Source organism: Acinetobacter sp. AM, from assembly GCF_003105055.1.
Lineage (GTDB): Bacteria > Pseudomonadota > Gammaproteobacteria > Pseudomonadales > Moraxellaceae > Acinetobacter > Acinetobacter tibetensis.
Map to the genome: position 1 here is coordinate 75,410 of NZ_QETG01000008.1, position 22,630 is coordinate 98,039.

Here is a 22,630-nt window from a genome sequence, read left to right on the forward strand (position 1 = left end):
TTGATTTGAGTATAGCGCTTTTTACTTAGAAAAGTTACGGCTTTATATGTCCATCAATCTGAAAAAAAGCCACTGAATAGTTCAGTGGCTTTGGCTTGACAAAATTATTTTGATAAATTACCAGCATGTAATCCGCATTCTTTATGGGTGGCTTCTTCCCACCACCAACGACCTTCACGCTCATGTTGATTGGGCAATACAGGACGCGTACATGGTTCACAGCCAATTGAAATAAAACCACGCTCATGTAGTGGATTGTATGGTACTTCCATCATACGGATATAGCTCCATACTTCAGCACTCGACCAGTTCGCCAAAGGATTGTATTTAATCAACTGTTTACCTGGGCCAGAAAAGCCAACATCAGATTGAACCACTGGAATTTCAGTGCGTGTACCAGGACTTTGGTCTTTACGCTGACCCGTAATCCAACCATCTAAAGTCGCCAGTTTTTTTCGTAAAGGTTGTACTTTACGAATACCACAGCATTCTTTATGGTCATCTTGGTAAAAACTGAATAATCCTTTTTCATTGACGAGTGCTTGGACTGCTTCAGATTCTGGGAAACAGATTTCGATATTAACATTGTAATGTTTACGCACAGTTTCAATAAATTGATAGGTTTCTGGGTGTAAACGCCCCGTGTCTAAACTAAAAACACGGAATGGTTTACCCAGATTGGCAGCCATATCAATCAGTACAACATCTTCAGCGCCAGAAAAAGAAATGGCAATTTCACCTTCTTGATTCAGTGCGAGTTCTAAAATTTCACTTGGAGATTTATCTGCATATTCAGATGCAAGTGCATCAATATGATCGACAGTAGGGATAGTAGTCATTAGAGTTCCTGGCTATAGGCTTGGAGACTTCAAAACCTATATTAAAAGATTTTGAAAATATTCTAATTGAATTGAATATTTCTACTTAGCATTAAAAAATAAATGCTTATGAAAAAAATAGATTTAAAAAACAGCAACTACTGAATCATAAGTTGATGCTATTATAGTCCAAATTTTTTTCATAGACAGTTGGGAGCATTCATGGAAGTTGTATGTCTTGATTTAGAGGGTGTGTTAGTTCCAGAAATTTGGATTAACTTTGCAAAAAAAACTGGAATTAAAGCGCTAGAAGCGACAACACGTGATATTCCTGACTACGATGTGTTGATGACACAGCGTTTAAATCTTCTTAAGCAACATAATTTAGGCTTGGATGATATTCAAGATGTGATTGCGGAAATGGGACCATTTCCAGGTGCGAAAGAATTTGTAGAATGGGTCAGTACGCATTTCCAACTGATTATTCTTTCAGACACTTTTTATGAATTTGCACATCCACTGATGAAACAATTGGGTTGGCCAACCATTTTTTGTCATAAGTTAGAAACAGATGAGCAGGGCATGATTTCTGCTTATAAATTACGTCAACCAGACCAAAAACGTCAGGCGGTTAAAGCACTTCATGGTTTGAACTTCCGTGTGATTGCCGCGGGCGATTCGTATAATGACACCACAATGTTGGGCGAAGCGGATCATGGTTTCTTGTTTGATGCGCCAGAAAATGTGATTGCTGAATTTCCACAATTCCCAGCAATCAATGGTTATGATGCATTAAAAGAAGCCATTCGTAAGGCATCTGTACGTGATATTCCTGCTTAACTCTATAAGATTAAAGCAAAAAAAGACGGACTCATAAGTCCGTCTTTTTTTAATTCTAGATTTTAGAATTTATAGCCTACATTTAAACCATACGCGATGGCATTGTTGTCAGTAAATGTTCCTGCTGCAGAGTGAGCACCAGTTACGGCATCAGCATCACCTAACCAGTAATATTTTACGCCTGCACCGATAAAGTAATTTTCAGCAGGAGAGAAACGTACACCCGTTCCTACACTCCAAAAGCCTTCTGTTGGACCCAGTGTAGTCACAGGGTTACCTGCGCCAGAGTCCCAACCTACTGATACGTTAGCTCCCCAACGATCACTAAATTTACGACCTAAACCAACAGTTGCAGAAATTTGATCATCTTTATAATCAATGAGATTAAAACCATTCGGTTTATTCGCTACAAGTCCAGCCTGTCCAAGGACTTGAGAAAGTTTGCCAAAGTTATAAGGTTGAACTTTGAAGTTTGACCAGTCTACCCAACGTACATTGGCAAATGCCACAGTATTGGCCATGATGCCTGTTTGTAAATCGACATTGACAGATTGAGGGGTGGTTAATTCTGTTTCACCACTTGAGGCATTTAATGCGGTCATGACACCATCAAGTTTTGCATTACCAGTTAAACCTGCAAGCCCAAAATGCTCATAAGCATTCATTTTATGTTTAATTTCAGCGCGATAGGTTACTGATGCTTTCAATGCAATTTCAGGAATTTGATAAGCAACACCCGCTAACCAACCAACAGACTCATCTTCACCTGTTCTAAAATCATAACCATTAAGAACGCTATAGGTTGTACCACGAAGTAAGACAGTTCCATCTACCGTTTGATATACAGCGCCAGCATATAAGTTCCAGTTATCATTCGGTTGATAACCTACTAATAAATTTAAGTTTTGAGTATCAACAACAACAGATGTACCACCTTTAAAGGGAACAGGACGATTTTCTACAAAACCACTATCCCCAGAATATTCGGCATCTGCACCATAGGGTTGGTCGTAAATCAAGCCCACAGAGAAATGATCAGTTGCTTGGATTTTCAAAGCTGCATGAGGGAAGTAATAGTCACCAGCCATGTCACCTGTATTATTATTTTCTTTGTCTTTGCCTGAAACATCTGGATCAAGTATAGAAATACCTGCTTCAAAGTAGTTCCCTGGTTGCAGAAAAGCTGCAATAGATTGACCAGAACGATCAAGGCCTGCGGCAAATGTAGAAGTAGTAGGAATAAGACAGAGTAAAATTGCTTTTTTAAGAGCTGTAAGCTTCATGGATATTTTCCCTGATATCGCTTTGTAACTAAAAGTTAAGGGAAGGTAACACAAATTAAAAAAGAGTAAATGCACTATGCCGTTTATTAATTGAACTAGCTCATACACAAAAAGTGCTTGAATAGAGTAAAAATACTAATGGTACGTGTGTATATTAATGATTTATATATAAAAAATAGAGTAATTAGTTTAATTATAGAATCATTTAAGTAAAAAATTAAATGTTTAATTTAGAAACACTTGGCTAAGTTCGGTGAAAATTGAGATTTATAAAAATGATACTTTTTGCCAAAAAAAGACCATCCAGAAGGATGGTCTTTTGAGTCAAGTAGGAATTAGAAGCGGTAGCCGAGTTTTAAACCATATGCAAGTGCATCATTGTCACTGAAAGTACCTGCCGCAGAATGAGCGCCAGTTTGAGCATCTGCATCGCCTAACCAGAAGTATTTCACACCACCAGCAATGAATGTTGCAGGTGTAGGGCTATATTGAACACCTAGACCAAGATTCCAATAACCTTCTGTTGGGCCTAGTGTCGTTACAGGGTTACCAGCACCAGAATCCCAACCGACAGATACATTACCTGCCCATTGTTCAGTCAATTTACGACCCACACCAACGTTTGCTGACCATTGATCATCAGAGTAATCAACTAAATTAAAACCATTTGGTTTATTTAATTGTGGCAGTAATTGACCAGCAGCTTGAGAAACAAGACCAAACTTATATGGTTGAATTGAGAAATCTTTCCAGTTCACCCAGCGTAGGTTAGCAAAGGCAACTGTATTGGCCATAATACCAGTTTGGAAATCTAAATTTACAGATTGAGGCGTTGTAATGTCAGTTTTACCACTGCCACCTAATGCTGCAAGTTTCTGACCGATAGCTTGCTGCGTAGCAGGATCTGTAATACCCAGAGCGCCAAACAATAATGTTGGATTTGCTGCAACCAAGTTTACAATAGGAATATTTTCATTAACTTGTGCATTATGCTCAATTTCAGAACGATATGTTAATGATGCTTTTAATGCAATTTCTGGAATTTGATAAGCGACACCTGCTAACCAGCCAAAGTCACCTGTTTCTTTAATGTCGGCATCGTAACCATTATAAAGGCTATATGCAGAACCACGTAGTTTCACATTACCTTTTACTGTTTGATAAACAGCACCACCATACAAGTTCCAATTAGCTGTAGGTTGGTAGCCTAGGATAAAGTTTAAATTTTGAGTATCTACTTCAACGGATGTGCCACCAGTAACCACATTGCCTAAACCCGCTTGTCCTAAAGTTGGGCTGCTAGCAGATGGTAGTAAGCGGTCGCTTTGTTTGGCAACGAAATTATTGTTACCAGTATATTCAGCTTCAGCACCATATGGTTGATCGTAAAGTAAACCAAAAGAGAATTGATCAGTTAATTGTAGTTTTAATGCAGCAGTAGGGAAGTAGTAGTCCCCAGCCATGTCGCTAGCATTGTTACCAGATATATCTTTCCCTGATACGTCCGGATCAAGGATTGAAATACCTGCTTCAAAATAGTTGCCTGGTTGCAAGAAGGCAGAAATAGATTGTCCTGAACGGTCAAGTGCCGCAGCAAATGCTCCAGCGGTTGGTAATGCTGCGAGAATCATTGCGGTAGTTAGCGCTTTTAATTTCATTCTTTCATCTTCCCTTGAGGTACACGATTTTTTATGTATGTTTATGTAAAATCTGGAATTATTTGGTAGATCCGACCAAAATCATATCGTTACTCCATGTGACAAAAATAGCACAATTAAAATAAGAGTAAATGCTCTAGCAGAACTGATTAGTTCAAAAAAACAACAAAATAGAGTAAAAAATCTATATTCTATCCATAGTTTTATTTTAACTAGCTGAAATATATATGTTTAATTGGAATTTAAGTGGGATTTGGAATAAAATGCAAGTGGCTATAAAATAACCAAAAATGGGTATTGTGTAATTTAATTTGCTAGAGAGGGAATATAAATCGTAAATGACCTGTAATTTATAAAAGTTCTAAGCATCTATTTTTTATATTATTTTTATAAGTTTAAAAAGATCGTATATGTGATTCATATACGATCTAGAAATACATTTAAACAGAATTAATGAACAGGTCTTGCAACATCACCATTCAATTCTTCTGGCAAGTCTAAGATTTGTAAACCTAACTCAGTCATTGCAGTTGGTTTTGCAACGACTAATGCTTTATAGCCGTCAGGTGTTGGTATGCTATTGACCACGTCCACATCTTTGTTGAGTTGTGTCGCTGGGGCAGGGGCTTCACCGTGTCCTTGAACTAAATGTAGCCAGTGTTTTGGTTTTGCTTTAAACCAGAGGCGGGCCACAATTTCTTGACCTAAGTAGCAGCCCTTATCGTAGTGAACACCTTCACGTTGATGCAAACGTAATTCTTGAGGTTGGAACGCATGTTCAGTGATCTGGCAAATCCATGCTTGACCTGTTTCAATGGCTTGCAATTGCCAAGCACTTATATCTGTTTCTGTTGCTGAAAATTCAGTATGTGTACCAACAATACTCGGAAATACTGAACCAATAGATTCCAGTTTCATCTTGGAAAATGCACCAAATTTTCGAATATGTTTGGCAAATTCTTCGCTTTGATCGAGTGTGGTAATAATTTCGAAACTTTCACTATTTACTTTTTTTAGCCACAAGCCAAAATGAATTCGACCTTTAAGATCACAAATTGCGGTATAGCGAGTTTGATTTTCAATTAGGCGTTCTACGTGAACGGTAACTTGACCTTGTAGAAATTTTTGCGCGTCTACACCATTAAGAGTGAAAGCCGTAAATGCAAGAGTACTCATGAAATGCTCACTTCAACAATTTATAGAAGAATTAATTCGCTTGATTTTCCACTATTTTGCGTGAAATTGCACATTTGCTTTACAGGAAAACATGAAAAGGAAATAGATTAAAATTTTCTTGGTTTTTTGCGAACAGGTCACAGCTATTGGATGGCCATTAATAGAGGCTATTTCTAAGAATATTGTGAGGATGGAGCGGACTTATTAGACCCCTAAATAAGTCGGCCCCAATTGAGGTTTTACCAATCGACTTTGCCGACTAAAATGTCTTTATACATTTTAAAGTCACAGATTAAGCTAAAGAAGGGCTGTTTAAATGTTGCAGGTTTGTTGTGTTCAAAGAAGAAGTGACCGACCCAAGCAAAACCATAACCCACCATAGGTAAGGCCCAAAGTAATTTGGCATTTTTCTTCATGGCTGCGGTTGCAGCAATGCCAATTACGCAGGTTGTACCTACGAAATGCAAACGACGACACGTTGAGTCTGCATGTTGTGAAAGATAAAAAGGGTAGAATTCTTTGAGCGTTTTAATACGACCATCACTGCCGACAATTTGCACCTCATGCTTATTTGTGAGTGTTGGTACAGTATTTTTAATGAGTTCCTGAGTGTTGTTTTTAATCAGTTCTTGGGTATTCTGTAACATGTAACTACTCCTTTAGTGTTTACAGGAGTCATTTTGAACAAAATACCACATCGGGTCTTGAACGATTATGCTATTTCATCAGAAGGAATCTGACCCAGTAGCGAAACCAGAAAAGAGCTGGGTATATGCTTGGGATGGCATCGTTTTATATGTCACACAAGAACACTTAAACAAATCACATGTGCATTTCCCTGCACTGTTACAAATAGGGTTAGGTGCACAATTTGCCGTAACTCTGGATCATCAGCCCCGCAGTTATCATGACATTGTTTGTATGGCACCGAATGTTAGCCATAGCACGGATTCTGAAAATCAACCTTATCTGGCAGTGTTAATAGATCCAGACCATGAATTTTATGGCTATGTACACGCCGCATTACAGGGAAAGCAGATGTGTTCATTGCCTGCGGATTGTTTACAGCCACTCAGGAGTGAGCTTATACACTTGAGATTAGGGGCATTAAATATTGAGCAAGTGAAGCGATTATTATTGCGTATTTTGCAGCTTGTATCCCCACAAGTAACTCATTTGCCGTGGGATGTCCGTATTTTAAAAGCGTGTGAATATATTAAACAGCAAGTACCACAGAATATTCCTACAGTGGCAGATGTTTCGGCTCAAGTCGGTTTATCTGAGTCACGTTTGATGCATTTATTTAGTGCTCAATTGGGTGGTTCCATGCGGCAATATATATTGTGGTTAAAAGTACGCTATGCCATTCAATTGTGGATTGAAGGTTATAGTTTAATTGACCTTGCCTTTGAAGCTGGCTTTTCGGATCAAGCACATTACACGCGAACCTTACGTCGCATGGTCGATTTTGCCCCTTCCATTTTGAAGGCCAACACGGTTTTTATTAGTGAGCCCGCTGTTCAGCCAAAGTCGCATCGCACACCAGTGTAGTAAAAGGAAACTAAAGCTCGAAAAGTCAATTTGAAGCGAGTAAATTAGCACCTGATTTAGAGATGAAGTCCGAATTATGGCAATTGCTTGGGTACTATTTACAATCATGGCTGCTTTTATGCAGGCGTGGCGTAATGCTTTTCAAAAGCAACTCAGTACCAGCGTTGATGTCTATGGCACCACCTTAGCGCGTTTTCTCTTTTCTCCAATCTTTGCTTTAAGTTACCTCGCTATTTTATATCACCAACAACCTGTCACAGCAGTTGTGAGTTTTTCAGCACATTTTTGGCTGTACATTGTGGTTGCAGGCATGAGCCAAATATACGCAACAGCCTTAATGGTAAAATTGTTTCAACAAAAGAATTATGCGATTGGCATCGGGCTAGCAAAAAGCGAAGCCATTTTGGCTGCACTCATTGGTGTCATGTTGCTACAAGAGCACTTAAGCGTTTGGGGGTGGCTTGGGGTACTGATTGGTGCAATCGCTGTATTCTTACTGAGTCAAGGAAGCAAGCGGACCAAACTTTTCGTCAAAACCTTAATGATCGGATTAGGCAGTGGGTTGTGTTTTGCCATTACCTCCCTATTGGTTCGAGAAGCCAGTTTAGAACTGGCAATGCTGCCTTTTTTGCATCGTGCAGCGTGGGTATTGTGTATTTTAATTGGCTTTCAATGTGTGATTCTGTTGTTGTACTTAAGTTTATTTAGCAGAAAAACCTTGTACCACATAGGGCAGCGGGTCGGACTGACCTTCAAAGTCAGTGTATGTAGCTTCTTGGCATCTTTAGGTTGGTTTAGTGCCATGAGTATGCAGACAGTGGCTTTGGTGAAAACCCTAGGGCAAATTGAAATTCTATTTAGTTTGTTGATTTCGGTATTTTTCTTTAAAGAGAAATTAGCTCGTTCAGATCATTTGGGGCTTTTTTTAGTCATTTTGGCAGCCATTATGGTGATTTGGGCATAATTTTAGATTTGCTGGGGTTGGTTTGGTAAAAAAACGCAAAATATACGTAAAAGTGAAATTAAAAATTGATTAAATTTTAATAAATGGAAATTAATTCCTTATATTTTTTATATTGTGGGAAATATACTTAAAAATTGTGAAAAATTCTAAATTTTAGGAAAACAATCCCAATCGAATCTGCCTACACTATATCTCAAGGGTGTGATGGGGATCGGAAAGAGTAGATTGCTACCAGTTGCGTACAACGTGAGTGTAGTACTTACCCAAAAGGTCTCGATTCGGCTTAGGACGCTATAAACCAAAAGTTTATAGGCACAAGGTTATGATTTACAAAGTCATGGTTGTTGAAGTAAACCACTGATGTTTTCCCTTGACACCCTAAAAATTTTTTAGAATAAAATCGAATAACAATATAATTTTAATAATATTTTAACCTCCCTTTTAGTTTGGCTGCTTATTCAATATTCCTCAACATAGTTACTTCATTTACAAATTCAGACGATGTTTTTTTGGCTCATTCAGTAACATGATAAGAGCAGGTTTCGAAAAATAATGTCATAAAAAGAAGAGCAGAGATGAGCCATCACAACTTAGATCAGCCATTAGATGATCAGCAACTTTTTACCCGTTTACAACAACGTTTCGAGCAGCATGTTTTAAGACATCCTCATCTCAAATGGAGTGAAGTGTTGTCCAAACTTCAAGCACAACCTAAAAAAGTTCAAAGTTTGCACTGGATGGAACAAACAGGGGGCGAGCCCGATCTTATTCAATTTGAACAAAACAGCGATGAATATTATTTTGTCGACTGTGCTGAGGAAAGTCCCAAAGGTCGCCGTAGTTTATGTTATGACGCAGAAGCCTTGGCTGCTCGAAAGCAGAATCCACCACAAGACAGTGCGCTGCGTTTGGCAGAGGTGATGGGCACTAAGCTACTCACAGAACAGCAATATTATGAATTACAGCAATTAGGGAATTTTGACCAGAAAACATCAAGTTGGGTGAGTACACCTGAGGCTATTCGGGCTTTGGGCGGAGCATTATTTTGTGACCGTCGCTATGGTCAGGTGTTTACGTATCATAACGGGGCTGAATCTTATTATGCTGCGCGAGGTTTTCGTGTCGGGTTAAAACTTTAGCTCATGACGTGACTATTCAACGTGAAGATAGAGGTGATACACATGGATATGCAATTATTAGGGCAAGTGTTGGGTTGGTCTTTGGCCCTTAATTATCTCATTTTATTGATTTGGTTTTTGGTTTTTATCAATGCCCGAACATGGATGAAAAGCTTACATGGTCGCTGGTTTAATCTAAATGATCAGACTTTTGATGCAATTCATTATGCTGCGATGGCAGTCTATAAAATTCTAATTATGGTGTTTAATTTGGTTCCGTTTATTATTTTATCCTTTCTAGATTAAATTGAGTATTCTTGTTATTACAGGAGTTGTAGTCGCTTCATTTGCATAGAAAATTGTTATGATGGAGTCAAAATAGAAAACCAATTAAAAAAATGACAGATGGACAAACTCAAACGTGTGCAGTGTGTAAAAGTCATTTCCTTATAAAGCACGGGTCTCTGGGTATATGATTCGTGATGTGATCAGCGATGAGATCAAAAAAAATGAACCAGATTGGTCATCAGACAGTTTTATTTGTCGACCCGATTTGACCCATTATCGCATCGAATATGTACATTCATTGTTGAAATCTGAAAAAGGCGAGCTGACCGATTTAGAGTGTGAAGTGATTAGCAGCATGCAACGGCATGAACTGATTACCAAAAACATCGAAACTGAATTTGATCAAAAAAAGACGCTTGGTGAGAAGCTGGCAGATAAAATGGCCAGTTTTGGCGGCAGTTGGATTTTTTTAATTTGTTTCGGCGTTTTTTTAGTGCTTTGGATTCTGTTAAATACAGTGGTGTTATGGGTACATCCCGTCGACCCGTATCCTTTTATTTTGCTGAATCTGGTATTGTTATGTTTAGCGGCGATTCAGGCACCAATTATTATGATGAGCCAAAATCGGCAGGAAGCCAAAGACCGTTTACGTTCGCAGCATGATTACCAGATTAATCTCAAAGTGGAATTAGAGATTCGACACCTGCATGAAAAAATGGATCATTTGCTGTTACATCAATGGGAAAGGCTGACACAAATTCAAGAAATTCAGTTAGATTTACTGACAGAAATGAATAAGCATCGCTAAATATTTGTCGATTTTTAATGGAGAAAGTATCACTTTGGGATAAATGAAATGACTGAAACGTAGAAAAATTGACAGCATCATGTTGGCTTGATATTTTGCCCGCTTTGTTTGTCATCCCATCTGCTCATGTCTCTAAATGACCACTTCGTTTATACCCCGCCACAAGAACCTTTGCAGATTATTTATGAAGATGCAGACTTAGTGGTGATTAATAAACCTGCGGGTTTGTTGTCGGTGCCGGGGCGTTTACCTGAACATCATGATAGTGCTTATTATCGTGTTTTAGCGCAATTTCCTGATGCGAAAATTACCCATCGTTTGGATATGGCGACCTCGGGAATTTTGATGTTTGCCAAGCATCGTGATGCCGAAGTCGCGGTCAGCAAAATGTTCCAAGCACGAACGGTGACCAAACATTATCAAGCATTGGTACAAGGTCAGATTCAGCAATCGGGAAGTGTCGAAGTTCCTTTAATTACAGATTGGGAAAATCGTCCACGTCAGATTGTGCATTTTGAATTGGGTAAAGCTGCCAAAACCTTATTTGAAATGATGGAATATCATCCAGAACAGGATATCAGCCGTGTATTGCTGACTCCGATTACAGGGCGCTCCCATCAATTACGTGTGCATATGCAATATATTGGGCATCCCATCACAGGGGATAAACTCTATCATCCTGAACCCTTTCAAAGTCCTCTAAAGCGCATGGCATTACATGCCAGTCACTTGAAGTTTGTCCAGCCATTTAGTGGTGAGTTGGTCGATATTCAGAGTTTAGCTACATTTTAAAAATGTCTCTTTTGGGGCTTAAACTGTCATAAAATCATGCTAAATTATGTTGAATTAATAAACAAAAAGCAGGGATATAACCATGAGCCGCAACTATGAATTATTTCCAGATGACGATAACGGTAATGTACTGTGGCAAATGTATGAAGATGGCAATGATCTAACCGATCTACATGAAATTGAATTCTCTATTGTTTTTACCACCCAAGATCAGGCAGAAAAATGCGCTTTGCATTTATTGCATGAAGAACAAAAAATTTCGCTGTTCCAAGAAGAAGTTAAAAATGATGGCAGTGATTTATGGGTGTTGAATGTTCATGTCAATATGATTCCTGAATATCAGGATGTTCAAGATTTAGAAGAGTGGTTCGTTAAAATTGCTGAAATGTTCCAAGGTGAATATGACGGTTGGGGCTGCCTGAGCTACCTCTATGATTATGATGACGAGTAGTGAGAGGCCAAAGTAGGGGGTGCTGTATAATTTATACTCAAGTTATACATAAGCCACCTCTGCCTGCCGTACACTATTTAAAACTAAAGAATAAAAATATAGGTGTCTCATGTCGAATACGGTTCAATTACATCGCGTGTTTAATGCACCACCAGAGCGTGTTTATCGGGCATTTACCACAGCAGATGCCTTAGTCAAATGGATGGCACCCCACGGTTTTACAGCACATGTCGATTTGCTTGAGGTGAAGCCTGAGGGCAAATATCGCATGTATTTCACTAACTTTTCTACAGGCACACGCATTGGTTTTGGTGGCACATATCACGAAGTAGTTCCGAATGAACTGTTACGCTATGTTGATCAATTTGAAGATCCAAACATGCCCGATTTAATTGAAGTCAAAGTTCAATTTAAAGCGGTCTCTGTAGGGACAGAAGTTCAAATCACGCAATCAGGCATACCTGATGTAATTCCTGTAGAAGCGTGTTATTTGGGCTGGCAAGAGTCTTTACAATTGCTGGCACTCTTGATTACACCTGAAATATCTGATGGATAAAAGGTAAGACTGTTATGCAAACGTTTAATAATTTTAAGGACAGAGAACAGAAAGCCCGAAATGCGATTTGGCAAAGCTATCTGCAAGATGTCGGGTTAGATAATCAAGTACGCTTATATGTGGAGCATCATCTGCAAGAAATTTCTCCACAGTATTGGCAGCATCATACTGGACTCACGCGCCCTGAAGCGAAGCAGGTAATTGAGTTATTATCGACCCAACGTTTTTTAGACTTTCATTCCGTTGAGGAAAATGATGATTCGATTGACTTTAGTCTGCCAGAAAATGTGACTGACTATGTGTTATGTGTCTCATTTGATGAAGATGGAAATGTTGAAGATATTAGTATGGAAAGTTAAATGAATTCTTTATTTTCGCATCGCTAAGCAAATCAATGCTGATTCAAATCAAGCGTGCCTACAGTCCTGTTACCGCAGATGATGGATTAAGAATTTTAGTGGATCGTCTATGGCCACGAGGCATTAAAAAACAAGATGCCAAGATTGATCTTTGGCCCAAAGAGATTACGCCGACCACTGTTTTAAGGCAGTCTTATCATCAAGATTTAATTGGCTGGCAAGAATTTCGAGCAAAATATTTACTTGAATTGAGGCAACATCCTGAAACCCTCGCAGAATTACGACGTTTAGTCCAACACAATAATATTAGCTTGATTACTGCGGCAAAGAATGCAACGCAAAATCATGCTGTGGTCTTGAAGCATTATTTAGAATCCCTTGAAGAAGAAACCACTTAAAATAAAATATGTTTTAATATAATATTATTTGCTTATGTGATTCATTACTGGGAATGAAGACATGTCAATAGAAACACATTGGAATCGGGTTTATACAGATAAAGCCGTGACGCAAGTGAGTTGGTTTCAGTTACATGCAAGCCAATCGATACAATTGATTCAATCTTTGAAATTGGAACCTGACGCTGCAATGATTGATGTTGGCGCTGGCGCATCTATACTTGCTGATGAGTTACTCGATTTAGGCTATCGTCATTTAACCGTATTGGATATATCCAACATGGCTTTGCAGCAGAGCCAACAGCGTTTAGGTGATCGCGCTCATTTGATTCACTGGAAGGTAGCCGACCTTTTAAGCGTGGAATTCGAACCAGAAAGCTATCAAGTTTGGCATGATCGTGCGGTATTTCATTTTTTGACCCAGCCTCAAGAGCAAAAGCGTTATATACAGCAAGTGAAAACAGCCGTACAGCCCTTAGGATACGTGATAGTAGCTACTTTTGCTGAAGATGGTCCTTTGAAATGCAGTGGATTAGAGGTTCAACGTTATAGTGTTGCACAATTACAGCAACAATTTGCTGAACCCGATTTCCGTTTCATTTCGAGTGTACAGGACGTGCATATCACACCCAATCAACAAGCTCAGAAATTTAATTATGTGGTGTTTCAAAAGCAATAATTTGCAGAAATACCCATATGGAATTTAGGGTTATTCGTAATTTTACAGTACACTAAGTTTTATTTTTTATTTTTTGAGTTTTTTATGTCTTTACCAAACTGCCCAAAATGCCAATCAGAATATACCTATCAAGATGGCGACTTATTGATTTGCCCAGAATGCTCGCACGAATGGAAAGAAGGTGAGCTGAACCAAGCAGAAGAGGTTGCTCAAATTAAGGATGCTAACGGTAATTTATTGGTTGATGGCGATACCGTGACTGTAATTAAAGATTTAAAAATTAAAGGCTCATCTTCAGTGGTTAAAGTCGGTACCAAGGTCAAGAACATTCGTTTATTGCCTGAAGCCAGCGATGGCCATGATATTGATTGCAAGGTTGACGGTATTGGGGCAATCAAACTGAAATCGGAATATGTGAAAAAAGTTTAATTGTAATGTTTTATCTCACTATGCAGAGATTGAGGATCATCTCATCCTTTTTCTTGCATCAGTGAGGTATGAAAACATGTTATAACCCAGTTTTCACTGTTTGGGTTGCACTCAGATGCCGCATATTCATTTGGAATATTCTGACAATTTAGAAAACTTTCATTCTCAATCTGTTTTAATGGGCTTAAATCAGGCTTTGTTTGCTACGGGCCATGTACAAGTTGCTACAGATATTAAAAGCCGAGCAATTTGTCAAAGTGATTATTTGATTGGTTTAGGTGAATCGAATCAAGCCTATGTACATGTCAAGGTTTCCTTGCTTTCAGGGCGAGATATAACTACAAAAACAGAAATTTCCAATCAATTACTTTTAGCTTTACAGCAGTTGCTACCCAAGCAAATGCATTTGACGGTACAACTGTGTGTGGAAATTATTGAAATGGAAGCCGCTTTTTACGGTAAAACCGTGGTTGTACCTACATCAGTGACGTGATGCCATCTTGTGTTTTTATATAGTTACTTAAGCAAAAATTAATGCTCACGCCCTAAAAATTGCATGGTTTTGGGGCGGCAGGAATCACAATGGTTCCTGCTGAGCGAATGTTTGATTAAAAATGCTCTTTTTTGTTGTCTAAAAGTCATTTATATTTCTTAGAACTTAAATAGTTTTAAGCAACAATAAGTAAAGTGAAAACAACAAGAGGAATAAAAATATGTCTGGATGGTTTGAGCTGAGTCAAGCAAAAGATGGGCAATATCGCTTTGTGCTCAAAGCGGGTAATGGGGAAGTAATTTTAACCAGTGAGCTGTACAAAGCAAAAGCCTCGGCGCACGTGGGAATAGAATCCGTTCATAAAAATAGTGCAGATGACAGTCGTTATGAGCGTTTAACCGCCAGTAATGGCAAGCCGTATTTTAATTTAAAAGCAGCCAACCATCAGGTGATTGGTACCAGTCAGTTTTACTCTTCCGAACAATCACGCGATAAGGGGATTGAGTCAGTCAAAAATAATGGCTCATCCATCACAATTAAAGATTTAACGGTGTAATGCCCAATTTATCCTGATTAAGCATGTCCATCGACATGCTTTTTTATTGGATTGAATTTGCTAAAAGCGGTGAGGAAATAAGGGTTTGGACGTCCTTTAAAATAACCGCTTTATTCTCTGAATTATTTTCGCTATAGTTTTTATAGTGTGATGAAAGTCACATGTTTTAAGGTTTGTGAAGGCTGTAGGGAGTGCACCTTCTGAGACTGTGTATAAAAGACAAAATGCCTCTGAATGTTTTTAATTTGTATGCAGATACGTTGAAGTCGTGATGCTGTCAAAATCAGAGCTTATGTTGATGATAAGTGGATACACTGTAAAGGAATGACACGATGAGCATAGAAATTTCGGGTGATGAGCAAAGTGCCCATGCCATCTTATTAATGCTGAAACAATGGGATGAAGCTGTAGCAAGCATGGATATACAAGCTTTAGCTGATCTTTGTGTCGAAGATGTAAGTTTAATTGATGTAAGTACCCATTTAACGGGTATACAAGCGTACAAACAATTGTGGAGGCGTTATCTTCCAGTGAAAGCTGGAAACATTCGTGTATATCGTGAAGGCATTAAACTTATTGCCCAGCCTGAACTCGCTGTCTTGCACTGCTTTTCAAAGGTCGATCAAATTGATGCAATTCCCAATTTAGAAGTGTTTTGGTGCCGCACCACCATATGTTTTCAGAAAGTAGAGCAAGTCTGGAAAGTGGCGCATCAGCATATTTCTATGCCAATACAACTTGAAACAGGACTGCCTATTTTACTGAGCGAAGTGAGTTAATCCTTTTAGCTTGAAACAGCCATGAGATACGAAAAGTATCTCATGGCCTTTATTTGAAACTTAAATCACTGTCGCGTCTAATTTTTCTACAATTTCATGCAATTGTTTAATACGTTTTACTTCATCCCAAAGTAATTTCGCTTCAGGATAATGCTTAGACATCATGCCTAGCCATTGTTTATAGCGACCAAGCATACCAATTTCAGTTTTGGCTGGGCCGTTAATAAAGCGAATTTGCAAAGCCAATAAATCATTCCAACTCAATAAAGCGGTATCTGAGTTTTGGCGGATACATTGGGTTAAATCGGGAGTCGTTACAGCACCACGACCTATCATCAAATCTTCACAACCCGACTCTAAGCGACATTGTTTAGCATCGGCATTGGTCCAGATTTCACCATTGGCAATCACATTAATTTTCAATGCTTCACGAATCGGTTGTAACTGATCCCAAAACGCGGGTGGGGTATAGCCATCTGCTTTGGTACGGGCATGTACCGTTACCCAAGCTGCGCCCGCATCTTCAATTGCATGAGCATTTTCCAGCATAAAGTTGCGATCCATATAGCCCAAGCGCATTTTGGCTGATACTGGAATATGCGGAGGCACAGCATCGCGCACGGCTTTGACCAACTCGTGTACCACTTCAGGTTCATCTAACAATACCGAACCGCCACGATGACGGTTCACCGTTTTGGCAGGGCAACCAAAGTTCATATCAATGGCTGGCGCACCGAGTTTAACAGCTCGAATGGCATTGGCTGCCAACATTTCAGGATCATTACCTAAAAACTGCACATGCACAGGTGTGCCCGAAGCTGTTTTCCCATCGTTGAGTAATTCAGGGCAAAACTGATGAAAAATATGATCAGGTAAAACAGAGTTGGTGACACGAATAAACTCGGTTACACACCAGTCGAAGCTGCCGACGGATGTTAAGACATCACGCATAATCGGGTCAGTTAAGCCTTCCATGGGTGCAAGGATGAGTTTCACGGTTTGAGTCACCAGTTAAATTTGAAGAACGGTGTTATACGTTTTTTTGTGCAAATTGTCTAGGCGAAGGGCTTTGAAATATTGTCGCTAGAGAGGGGGCGATGAAGGTTTTGTCACAGTGATTTTATGTTAAGGACCAAAGCTTATAAGCGTTAGCTGATAGCTTAAAATTTTCCTTGATGTTGGAGTAGACTCCAATCTTAGAATCATTGTCTTCTTGAGTAATAAAGACATTATTTTATGGAAACATTTTTCACTATCATTGCATTATTTTTGTTTTTTCTATTTATCTTTAGACATAAAAGAATCGAAACAAAGATCATTATAAATCAACCAATAGATTATGTTTGGGAGCTATTTACATGTACTTCATCTTACTCAGAGTGGAATACTTTATTTGGTCTTAATCAATTTCCCACACATGTAGGTCAACAAATTATTGTCGATTTATATGATGAAAACAAAAATGTGAAATTTCAAATGCAGCCAGAGGTAAAAAAACTTGATCAATATCATCTAGAATGGGAAGGTAAGCTCTATATCAATGGGTTGTTTAATGGTCGGCATCAGTTTGTTTTTACTAAAATTGATGCTAATACAACTCAATTCATTCAGGCTGAAGATTTTAATGGGTTACTTGTGCCTATTTTAAATTATTTTGTTATTCAACCTACGCAATTAAATTTTGAGAGAATGAATGAATCCTTCAAACAATATCTTGAAGATCATCCATTCAACAAAGACACTTATTAAAATATCCTAGATAAAAGAATCGTGGTGGTTGAGTGAATATTCGTCAATTTTCTCTAAAATATGGTCTTTCATTAGATACTTTACGTTTTTATGAAAGGCGTAAAATATTAATTCCTGATCGATTAGCAAATGGATACAGGAATTATCATGATATACATGAGCAAAAAGTTAAGTTAATTATCTGTTTAAAAAGCATTGGATTCAGTTTAGAAGAGATTAAACAGTTAATTGAACTTGAGACAAAACCGCCTTCTGAAACATGTAATGTTATTTCTAATCAACTCATTGATAAAAAAATTGAAATTATTAATCAACAAATTGAGTTGTTAGAATATGGAAAAAATACACTTCATGATATGAAAAAACATATTGAAGATAATTCTTTTGTTCAGAATAAGGAAATAATTTCAAACATGATTGAAAACTTATATCACATTACAAAAAGCACATATTAATAAAAAAGCCCGACATCCTGTCGGGCTTTTTCGTATCGGTTCGCTTGGTATAACTCCTGTCGTACCTTGCAGTCCTAGTGCGATCTTTCTTATTTTTGTTCTTTGGAACTTCCTGTTCTCTATATCCCCATCATATGAAAAATCGCAGTAGTGACATAGACGTAATGGCCCCTAATTCATGTCAGCCTGAGCGTACAGAATTGCTCAAAACTTACCCCTAGGTGTATCCGCAGAAATTGCAGATAATTTCAAGAGCAGGGGGTATCAGGGAAAAGCTGAAATATGAGCGATTTTTTGATCAACTTTATTGGCTGAAAGTAACAAATTTGCTGAATAAAATGCCGACTTGTTTCAAAGTCGGCATTTTGTGCATTTTTAACTTGGGTGATATTTTTAAATATTTGATATTAATATTAATATGCAAGTGTACTTCGTATAAGCGCTATTGTGTTAAATGGCTGTTGGATTAGATGATTTTTATATAAGAAGTTATTTTTAAAAAAATTAATACATATGTAATATTTAGTATATGAGATTATATTTCCCATTTTTTAAAAGAACTTTAACTTGATGGTTTTTAATCAAAAATATTTTTTTCAAGTAAGCTTCATTACCATGGTTATGGGTTTGGGTATGAATTTACATGCAAGTGAAGTCAGTCAAAATGAGAAAAATATTGAAAAAGTTGTTACCCAATCATTTAAGCCACTTATGGATGAGTACGGTGTAGCTGGTATGGCTATAGGTGTAATTTACAACGGTAAAAGTTATGAAAAATATTATGGTGTTCGATCTAAAGATACAAATGAAAGCGTAAATAGTCAGACACTTTTTGAGTTAGGTTCTTTAAGTAAAACTTTTACTGCTATTTCGGGAACATATGCTAATCATCAAGGTAAAATATCGTTCAACGATTATCCTAGTAAATACGTCCCTGCTTTAAAAAATTCAGAAATTAATAAGGTAAGTTTATTAGAATTATTAACGTATACAAGTGGTAATTTACCATTACAATTTCCCGATAATGTCAAAACTGATAAGCAAATATTAGAGTATTTCAAAAATTGGAAAGTAAAGAATCCTCCTGGTACTTATCGTGAATACTCAAATCCAAGTATAGGACTTTTTGGGTATCTAACTGCAAAATCGATGAATGTTCCTTTCTCTTCATTATTAGAGAAGACTGTTTTTCCTCAACTTAATTTGAAACATACATACGTCAATGTTCCAGAAGCACAAAAAATGAACTATGCTTTTGGTTATGATGAAAATAACAAGCCAATTCAGGTTAATCCTGGTCCATTGTCGGATGAGGCATATGGCGTTAAATCAACACTCCCAGATATGCTTAAGTTTGTAAATTCGAATCTTAATGTAGATACAAATAGCCCTGTTATGAAAAAAGCTATATTGGATACACACAAAGGATATTTTAAAGTTGCTGATAGCGGTATGACACAAGCACTTGGATGGGAAATGTTTTCTTATCCCACTACTTCTGAAATTCTGCAGGCTAGTAATTCAAAACAAATCTTATTGGGCTCAAATCCTGTTGTAAAAGAATTATCGCAACCAAAATCTAAAGTTTTTCATAAAACAGGTTCGACCAATGGCTTTGGGGCGTATGTTTTATTTATTCCAGAAGAAGGATTTGGATTGGTTATGTTAATGAATAAAAAGATACCAAATGTAGATCGTATTAAGGCTGCATATAATGTTTTTGAGACATTGAAAGATAATTAACGTTCTCTAAAATCAACATAATACACCTTATACGAAATGCACTATCTAAGTCATTTATAATCAATAGATTGTTGATTGGATAAAAGCCCAGTTTATATAAACTGGGCTTTTCTATTGAATTTTGATGTTCTTCGTTCGCGTAATGAAGAATGTTCTATATCTTTAATCAGCCAAACTGAAAAAATGCCTTTATCTTCCTAAAATCATTTCCAGTACAAACTTAGAACCAATAAAACCAACGGCTAAAAGGAAGAAGCCGATCAGGGTAAAGCGAATGGCTTTTTGCCCGCGCCAACCAAATTTGTAGTGCCCAATCAACAGTGAACCATAAACAAACCATGAAATAATACTGAACGCAGTTTTATGTGCTAAATGCTGAGCAAAGAAATCTTCAATGGTAAAGAAACCAAACAGTAATGCTGTGGTCAGTAAAATAAAGCCTGTTTGAATTAAATCAAACAATAACGATTCCATCGCTTGAAAAGATGGAAGCAAATTAACCCAGATACGCTTCTTTTGTTTGTTTTTTAGCTCACGGTTTTGGAACCATAAAATTACCGCTTGAATGGTTGCCATTAGCAAAACAGCATAGGCCGATAAAGACAAAATAATGTGAATATCTAGACTAACCGAATGCTGTTCAATAAATTGATCAGGTTTACTAAAGGCGAAGCCTAAAATCAGCCCTGTCGCAGCGACAGGAATACCAATTAAATTTAATGCCAGAATCGGGCGATAAGTACTAAAAATTAAACTCAGTAGTAGCATTAAACCTGAGGTAAAGGACATGAGCACAAAAACATCATAATTGACCCCAAGTGGCGTAAGCATGTCATGGCAAAGCACCCCTGCATGCAGCAGTAGCCCTAAACCCAAAATTACGCCAATAAACCAATGGTTTGGTTCACGTTTCGACATTAAATGCAGGAATAAATACCAAAAGGAGGTGGTATAGGCAATTAAAGCCAAAATGGTATAAGCCAAGGGAAGACTAATCATGTCAAACCTTTTTCAGGATGATGAATATTCATTTATATAAATTCGACTCGAACTACAGTATCCTATAGCATCTTATGCATAAATTTTCTATTTTAAGAAAGATTTTTTTGCTACTGGCTATTTTAAGCGGATTTTGCAATGTTTGATACCTTAACAGAACGACTCACGCAGAGTTTAAGAAATGTTACTGGCTCAGGGCAGCTAACCGAAGATAATATTAAAGATACGTTACGTGAAGTACGTATGGCACTTCTTGAAGCCGATGTTGCGTTACCTGTAACTCGTGAATTCATCGCGAAAGTTAAGGAAGAAGCATTAGGCCAGGAAGTGATGACGCAGTTATCCCCTGGGCAAGCCTTCGTTAAAATTGTTTATAACGAATTAACCAAAATGATGGGCGAGGCCAATGAAAGCCTTGACCTCGCAGCGAAACCTCCAGTGGTTATACTTCTTGCAGGTTTGCAAGGTGCAGGTAAAACCACCACTGCGGCAAAATTAGCGCGTTTCTTACAAGAACGCCAAAAGAAAAAAGTGGCAATGGTGTCTGCCGATGTTTACCGTCCTGCGGCAATTAAGCAGTTGCAAACGGTTGCAGGTGAAGTTGGTGCGATTTTCTTTGAATCGAATGCCAGTGAAAAGCCAATTGATATTGCTAATCGTGCGATTGAACAAGCCAAGATCCAATTTGCGGATGTCTTGATTGTCGATACTGCGGGTCGTTTACATGTCGATGATGACATGATGGACGAAATTAAAGAGTTACATGCTGCGATTAAGCCAACTGAAACTTTGTTCGTGGTTGATGCCATGACAGGTCAGGATGCGGCAAATACAGCCAAAGCCTTTAATGATGCGTTACCTTTAACGGGTGTGATCCTGACCAAGACCGATGGTGATGCGCGCGGTGGTGCAGCACTTTCGGTTCGTGCGATTACAGGTAAGCCAATCAAATTCTTGGGTATGGGCGAAAAGCTCGATGCCTTAGAGCCATTCCATCCTGAGCGTGTTGCACAACGTATTTTGGGTATGGGTGACGTACTTTCTTTAGTCGAAGAAGTTGAACGCAAAATCGACAAAGAAAAAGCCGAAAAAATGGCGAAAAAATTGCAAAAAGGCGGCAGCTTCAACTTTGAAGACATGCTGATGCAATTTGAACAAATGAACAAAATGGGCGGCATGATGGGCTTCTTGGACAAGTTGCCTGGCATGAGCAATTCAGGGATTCAAGATGCAATTGCACAAGCAAACCCTGAAAAGCAAGTGAAGAAAATGGAAGCGATTATTCAATCGATGACCATTAAAGAGCGCCGTAACCCAGACTTGATGAACCCAAGCCGTAAAAAACGTATTGCGGCAGGTTGTGGTATGGATGTGGTTGAAGTGAATAAACTCATCAAACAACATGCGCAAATGGCGAAAATGATGAAGAAGTTCGCCAATCCATCGGGCATGGCGAAAATGATGCGTTCATTGGGTGGCTTACAAAAGCAATTCGGTGGCGGTGGTGGCATGGGGCCACTCTTCGGCAACAATGATCAAAAGAAATAATTGAAGATACTTCAATAAAAAATAGGTGCTTGATGCACCTATTTTTTATGTCTTGAATTTTTAAACAAACTACAAAAGATCAATATAAAACCATAAAAGTTGTGATTAGTATTTGATCGCAAATGAATAAAAAGAAATGT

General features: G+C 38.1%; 26 protein-coding genes and 1 pseudogene. 20 read left to right on the top strand and 7 right to left on the bottom strand.

The features are described 5' to 3' along the window. Nucleotides 1–104: 104 nt before the first annotated feature. Nucleotides 105–839 (bottom strand): phosphoadenylyl-sulfate reductase, encoded by a 735-nt coding sequence (locus tag DCO44_RS06130; protein WP_116760067.1) that lies wholly within the window; start codon nt 837–839, stop codon nt 105–107. 201 nt (nt 840–1,040) lie between these two features. Here DCO44_RS06130 and thrH point away from each other — a divergent pair, with 201 nt between their 5' ends. Further along, nucleotides 1,041–1,658: a bifunctional phosphoserine phosphatase/homoserine phosphotransferase ThrH gene (gene thrH / locus DCO44_RS06135; protein WP_116760069.1), complete on the top strand. Its 618-nt coding sequence runs from the start codon at nt 1,041–1,043 to the stop codon at nt 1,656–1,658. A gap of 62 nt (nt 1,659–1,720) precedes the next feature. On the opposite strand, the gene DCO44_RS06140 is transcribed toward thrH, so the two are convergent. The 4 genes from DCO44_RS06140 to DCO44_RS06155 form a co-directional block, all read right to left on the bottom strand. Next, nucleotides 1,721–2,941 carry an OmpP1/FadL family transporter gene (locus tag DCO44_RS06140; RefSeq protein ID WP_116760071.1) on the bottom strand — a complete coding sequence of 407 codons (1,221 nt, stop codon included), beginning with the start codon at nt 2,939–2,941 and terminating at the stop codon, nt 1,721–1,723. A gap of 335 nt (nt 2,942–3,276) precedes the next feature. After that, on the bottom strand, nt 3,277–4,599 hold the full coding sequence (locus DCO44_RS06145) for an OmpP1/FadL family transporter (RefSeq protein ID WP_116760073.1): 1,323 nt from the start codon (nt 4,597–4,599) through the stop codon (nt 3,277–3,279). A gap of 450 nt (nt 4,600–5,049) precedes the next feature. Further along, nucleotides 5,050–5,775: a YgfZ/GcvT domain-containing protein gene (locus DCO44_RS06150; protein ID WP_116760075.1), complete on the bottom strand. Its 726-nt coding sequence runs from the start codon at nt 5,773–5,775 to the stop codon at nt 5,050–5,052. A 239-nt stretch (nt 5,776–6,014) separates the two neighbouring features. Further along, nucleotides 6,015–6,422: a DUF962 domain-containing protein gene (locus DCO44_RS06155; protein WP_116760077.1), complete on the bottom strand. Its 408-nt coding sequence runs from the start codon at nt 6,420–6,422 to the stop codon at nt 6,015–6,017. 67 nt (nt 6,423–6,489) lie between these two features. Here DCO44_RS06155 and DCO44_RS06160 point away from each other — a divergent pair, with 67 nt between their 5' ends. The 15 genes and pseudogenes from DCO44_RS06160 (at nt 6,490) to DCO44_RS06230 (ending at nt 15,996) form a co-directional block, all read left to right on the top strand. Beyond that, a complete protein-coding gene (locus DCO44_RS06160) occupies nt 6,490–7,326 on the top strand; it encodes a helix-turn-helix transcriptional regulator (protein WP_116760079.1) in 837 nt (278 codons plus the stop codon). A 76-nt stretch (nt 7,327–7,402) separates the two neighbouring features. Further along, complete coding sequence (locus tag DCO44_RS06165; RefSeq protein ID WP_116760081.1) at nt 7,403–8,290, top strand: DMT family transporter; 888 nt, start codon at nt 7,403–7,405, stop codon at nt 8,288–8,290. Nucleotides 8,291–8,865: 575 nt separating this feature from the next. Further along, nucleotides 8,866–9,429, top strand: a complete 564-nt coding sequence (locus DCO44_RS06170) for a DUF4256 domain-containing protein (RefSeq protein WP_116760083.1) — start codon at nt 8,866–8,868, stop codon at nt 9,427–9,429. Between the two features lie 42 nt (nt 9,430–9,471). Beyond that, on the top strand, nt 9,472–9,714 hold the full coding sequence (locus tag DCO44_RS06175; RefSeq protein WP_116760085.1) for a DUF6868 family protein: 243 nt from the start codon (nt 9,472–9,474) through the stop codon (nt 9,712–9,714). A 92-nt stretch (nt 9,715–9,806) separates the two neighbouring features. Next, nucleotides 9,807–10,504 (top strand): annotated as a pseudogene (locus DCO44_RS06180) (DUF1003 domain-containing protein). A 126-nt stretch (nt 10,505–10,630) separates the two neighbouring features. After that, nucleotides 10,631–11,296 carry an RluA family pseudouridine synthase gene (locus DCO44_RS06185; RefSeq protein ID WP_116760089.1) on the top strand — a complete coding sequence of 222 codons (666 nt, stop codon included), beginning with the start codon at nt 10,631–10,633 and terminating at the stop codon, nt 11,294–11,296. Between the two features lie 82 nt (nt 11,297–11,378). After that, complete coding sequence (locus DCO44_RS06190; RefSeq protein WP_016165331.1) at nt 11,379–11,747, top strand: ribonuclease E inhibitor RraB; 369 nt, start codon at nt 11,379–11,381, stop codon at nt 11,745–11,747. A gap of 109 nt (nt 11,748–11,856) precedes the next feature. Then, nucleotides 11,857–12,303, top strand: coding sequence for an SRPBCC family protein (locus DCO44_RS06195; protein ID WP_116760091.1), 447 nt, complete (start codon nt 11,857–11,859; stop codon nt 12,301–12,303). Nucleotides 12,304–12,317: 14 nt separating this feature from the next. Continuing rightward, nucleotides 12,318–12,662, top strand: a complete 345-nt coding sequence (locus DCO44_RS06200; RefSeq protein WP_116760093.1) for a DUF2004 domain-containing protein — start codon at nt 12,318–12,320, stop codon at nt 12,660–12,662. A 35-nt stretch (nt 12,663–12,697) separates the two neighbouring features. Beyond that, nucleotides 12,698–13,060, top strand: a complete 363-nt coding sequence (locus tag DCO44_RS06205) for a DUF488 domain-containing protein (protein WP_116760095.1) — start codon at nt 12,698–12,700, stop codon at nt 13,058–13,060. 61 nt (nt 13,061–13,121) lie between these two features. Continuing rightward, the gene (locus tag DCO44_RS06210) at nt 13,122–13,739 is read left to right on the top strand and encodes a class I SAM-dependent methyltransferase (RefSeq protein WP_116760097.1); all 618 of its coding nucleotides are present in this window, start codon (nt 13,122–13,124) and stop codon (nt 13,737–13,739) included. Between the two features lie 84 nt (nt 13,740–13,823). Continuing rightward, nucleotides 13,824–14,168 (top strand): zinc ribbon domain-containing protein YjdM, encoded by a 345-nt coding sequence (locus DCO44_RS06215; protein WP_044739298.1) that lies wholly within the window; start codon nt 13,824–13,826, stop codon nt 14,166–14,168. 115 nt (nt 14,169–14,283) lie between these two features. Continuing rightward, nucleotides 14,284–14,661, top strand: a complete 378-nt coding sequence (locus tag DCO44_RS06220) for a 5-carboxymethyl-2-hydroxymuconate Delta-isomerase (RefSeq protein WP_116760099.1) — start codon at nt 14,284–14,286, stop codon at nt 14,659–14,661. 220 nt (nt 14,662–14,881) lie between these two features. After that, the gene (locus tag DCO44_RS06225; protein ID WP_016165324.1) at nt 14,882–15,217 is read left to right on the top strand and encodes a YegP family protein; all 336 of its coding nucleotides are present in this window, start codon (nt 14,882–14,884) and stop codon (nt 15,215–15,217) included. A gap of 332 nt (nt 15,218–15,549) precedes the next feature. Beyond that, nucleotides 15,550–15,996: a YybH family protein gene (locus tag DCO44_RS06230; protein WP_116760101.1), complete on the top strand. Its 447-nt coding sequence runs from the start codon at nt 15,550–15,552 to the stop codon at nt 15,994–15,996. 60 nt (nt 15,997–16,056) lie between these two features. On the opposite strand, the gene DCO44_RS06235 is transcribed toward DCO44_RS06230, so the two are convergent. After that, complete coding sequence (locus DCO44_RS06235; RefSeq protein ID WP_116760103.1) at nt 16,057–16,992, bottom strand: tRNA dihydrouridine synthase; 936 nt, start codon at nt 16,990–16,992, stop codon at nt 16,057–16,059. A gap of 240 nt (nt 16,993–17,232) precedes the next feature. On the opposite strand from DCO44_RS06235, the gene DCO44_RS16820 reads away from it, so the two are divergent. The 3 genes from DCO44_RS16820 to blaMCA all read left to right on the top strand — a co-directional run bounded on the left by DCO44_RS16820 (nt 17,233) and on the right by blaMCA (nt 19,943). Then, the gene (locus tag DCO44_RS16820; RefSeq protein WP_228157517.1) at nt 17,233–17,745 is read left to right on the top strand and encodes an SRPBCC domain-containing protein; all 513 of its coding nucleotides are present in this window, start codon (nt 17,233–17,235) and stop codon (nt 17,743–17,745) included. A gap of 32 nt (nt 17,746–17,777) precedes the next feature. Further along, nucleotides 17,778–18,200: a MerR family transcriptional regulator gene (locus DCO44_RS06245; protein WP_116760105.1), complete on the top strand. Its 423-nt coding sequence runs from the start codon at nt 17,778–17,780 to the stop codon at nt 18,198–18,200. Between the two features lie 570 nt (nt 18,201–18,770). Further along, a complete protein-coding gene (gene blaMCA / locus DCO44_RS06255; protein ID WP_116760109.1) occupies nt 18,771–19,943 on the top strand; it encodes an MCA family class C beta-lactamase in 1,173 nt (390 codons plus the stop codon). Nucleotides 19,944–20,132: 189 nt separating this feature from the next. Here the strand turns inward: blaMCA and DCO44_RS06260 are convergent, their stop codons facing one another. Beyond that, nucleotides 20,133–20,942 (bottom strand): cytochrome C assembly family protein, encoded by an 810-nt coding sequence (locus DCO44_RS06260; RefSeq protein WP_116760111.1) that lies wholly within the window; start codon nt 20,940–20,942, stop codon nt 20,133–20,135. Between the two features lie 138 nt (nt 20,943–21,080). On the opposite strand from DCO44_RS06260, the gene ffh reads away from it, so the two are divergent. Then, complete coding sequence (gene ffh / locus DCO44_RS06265) at nt 21,081–22,490, top strand: signal recognition particle protein (protein WP_116760113.1); 1,410 nt, start codon at nt 21,081–21,083, stop codon at nt 22,488–22,490. Nucleotides 22,491–22,630: the final 140 nt, after the last annotated feature.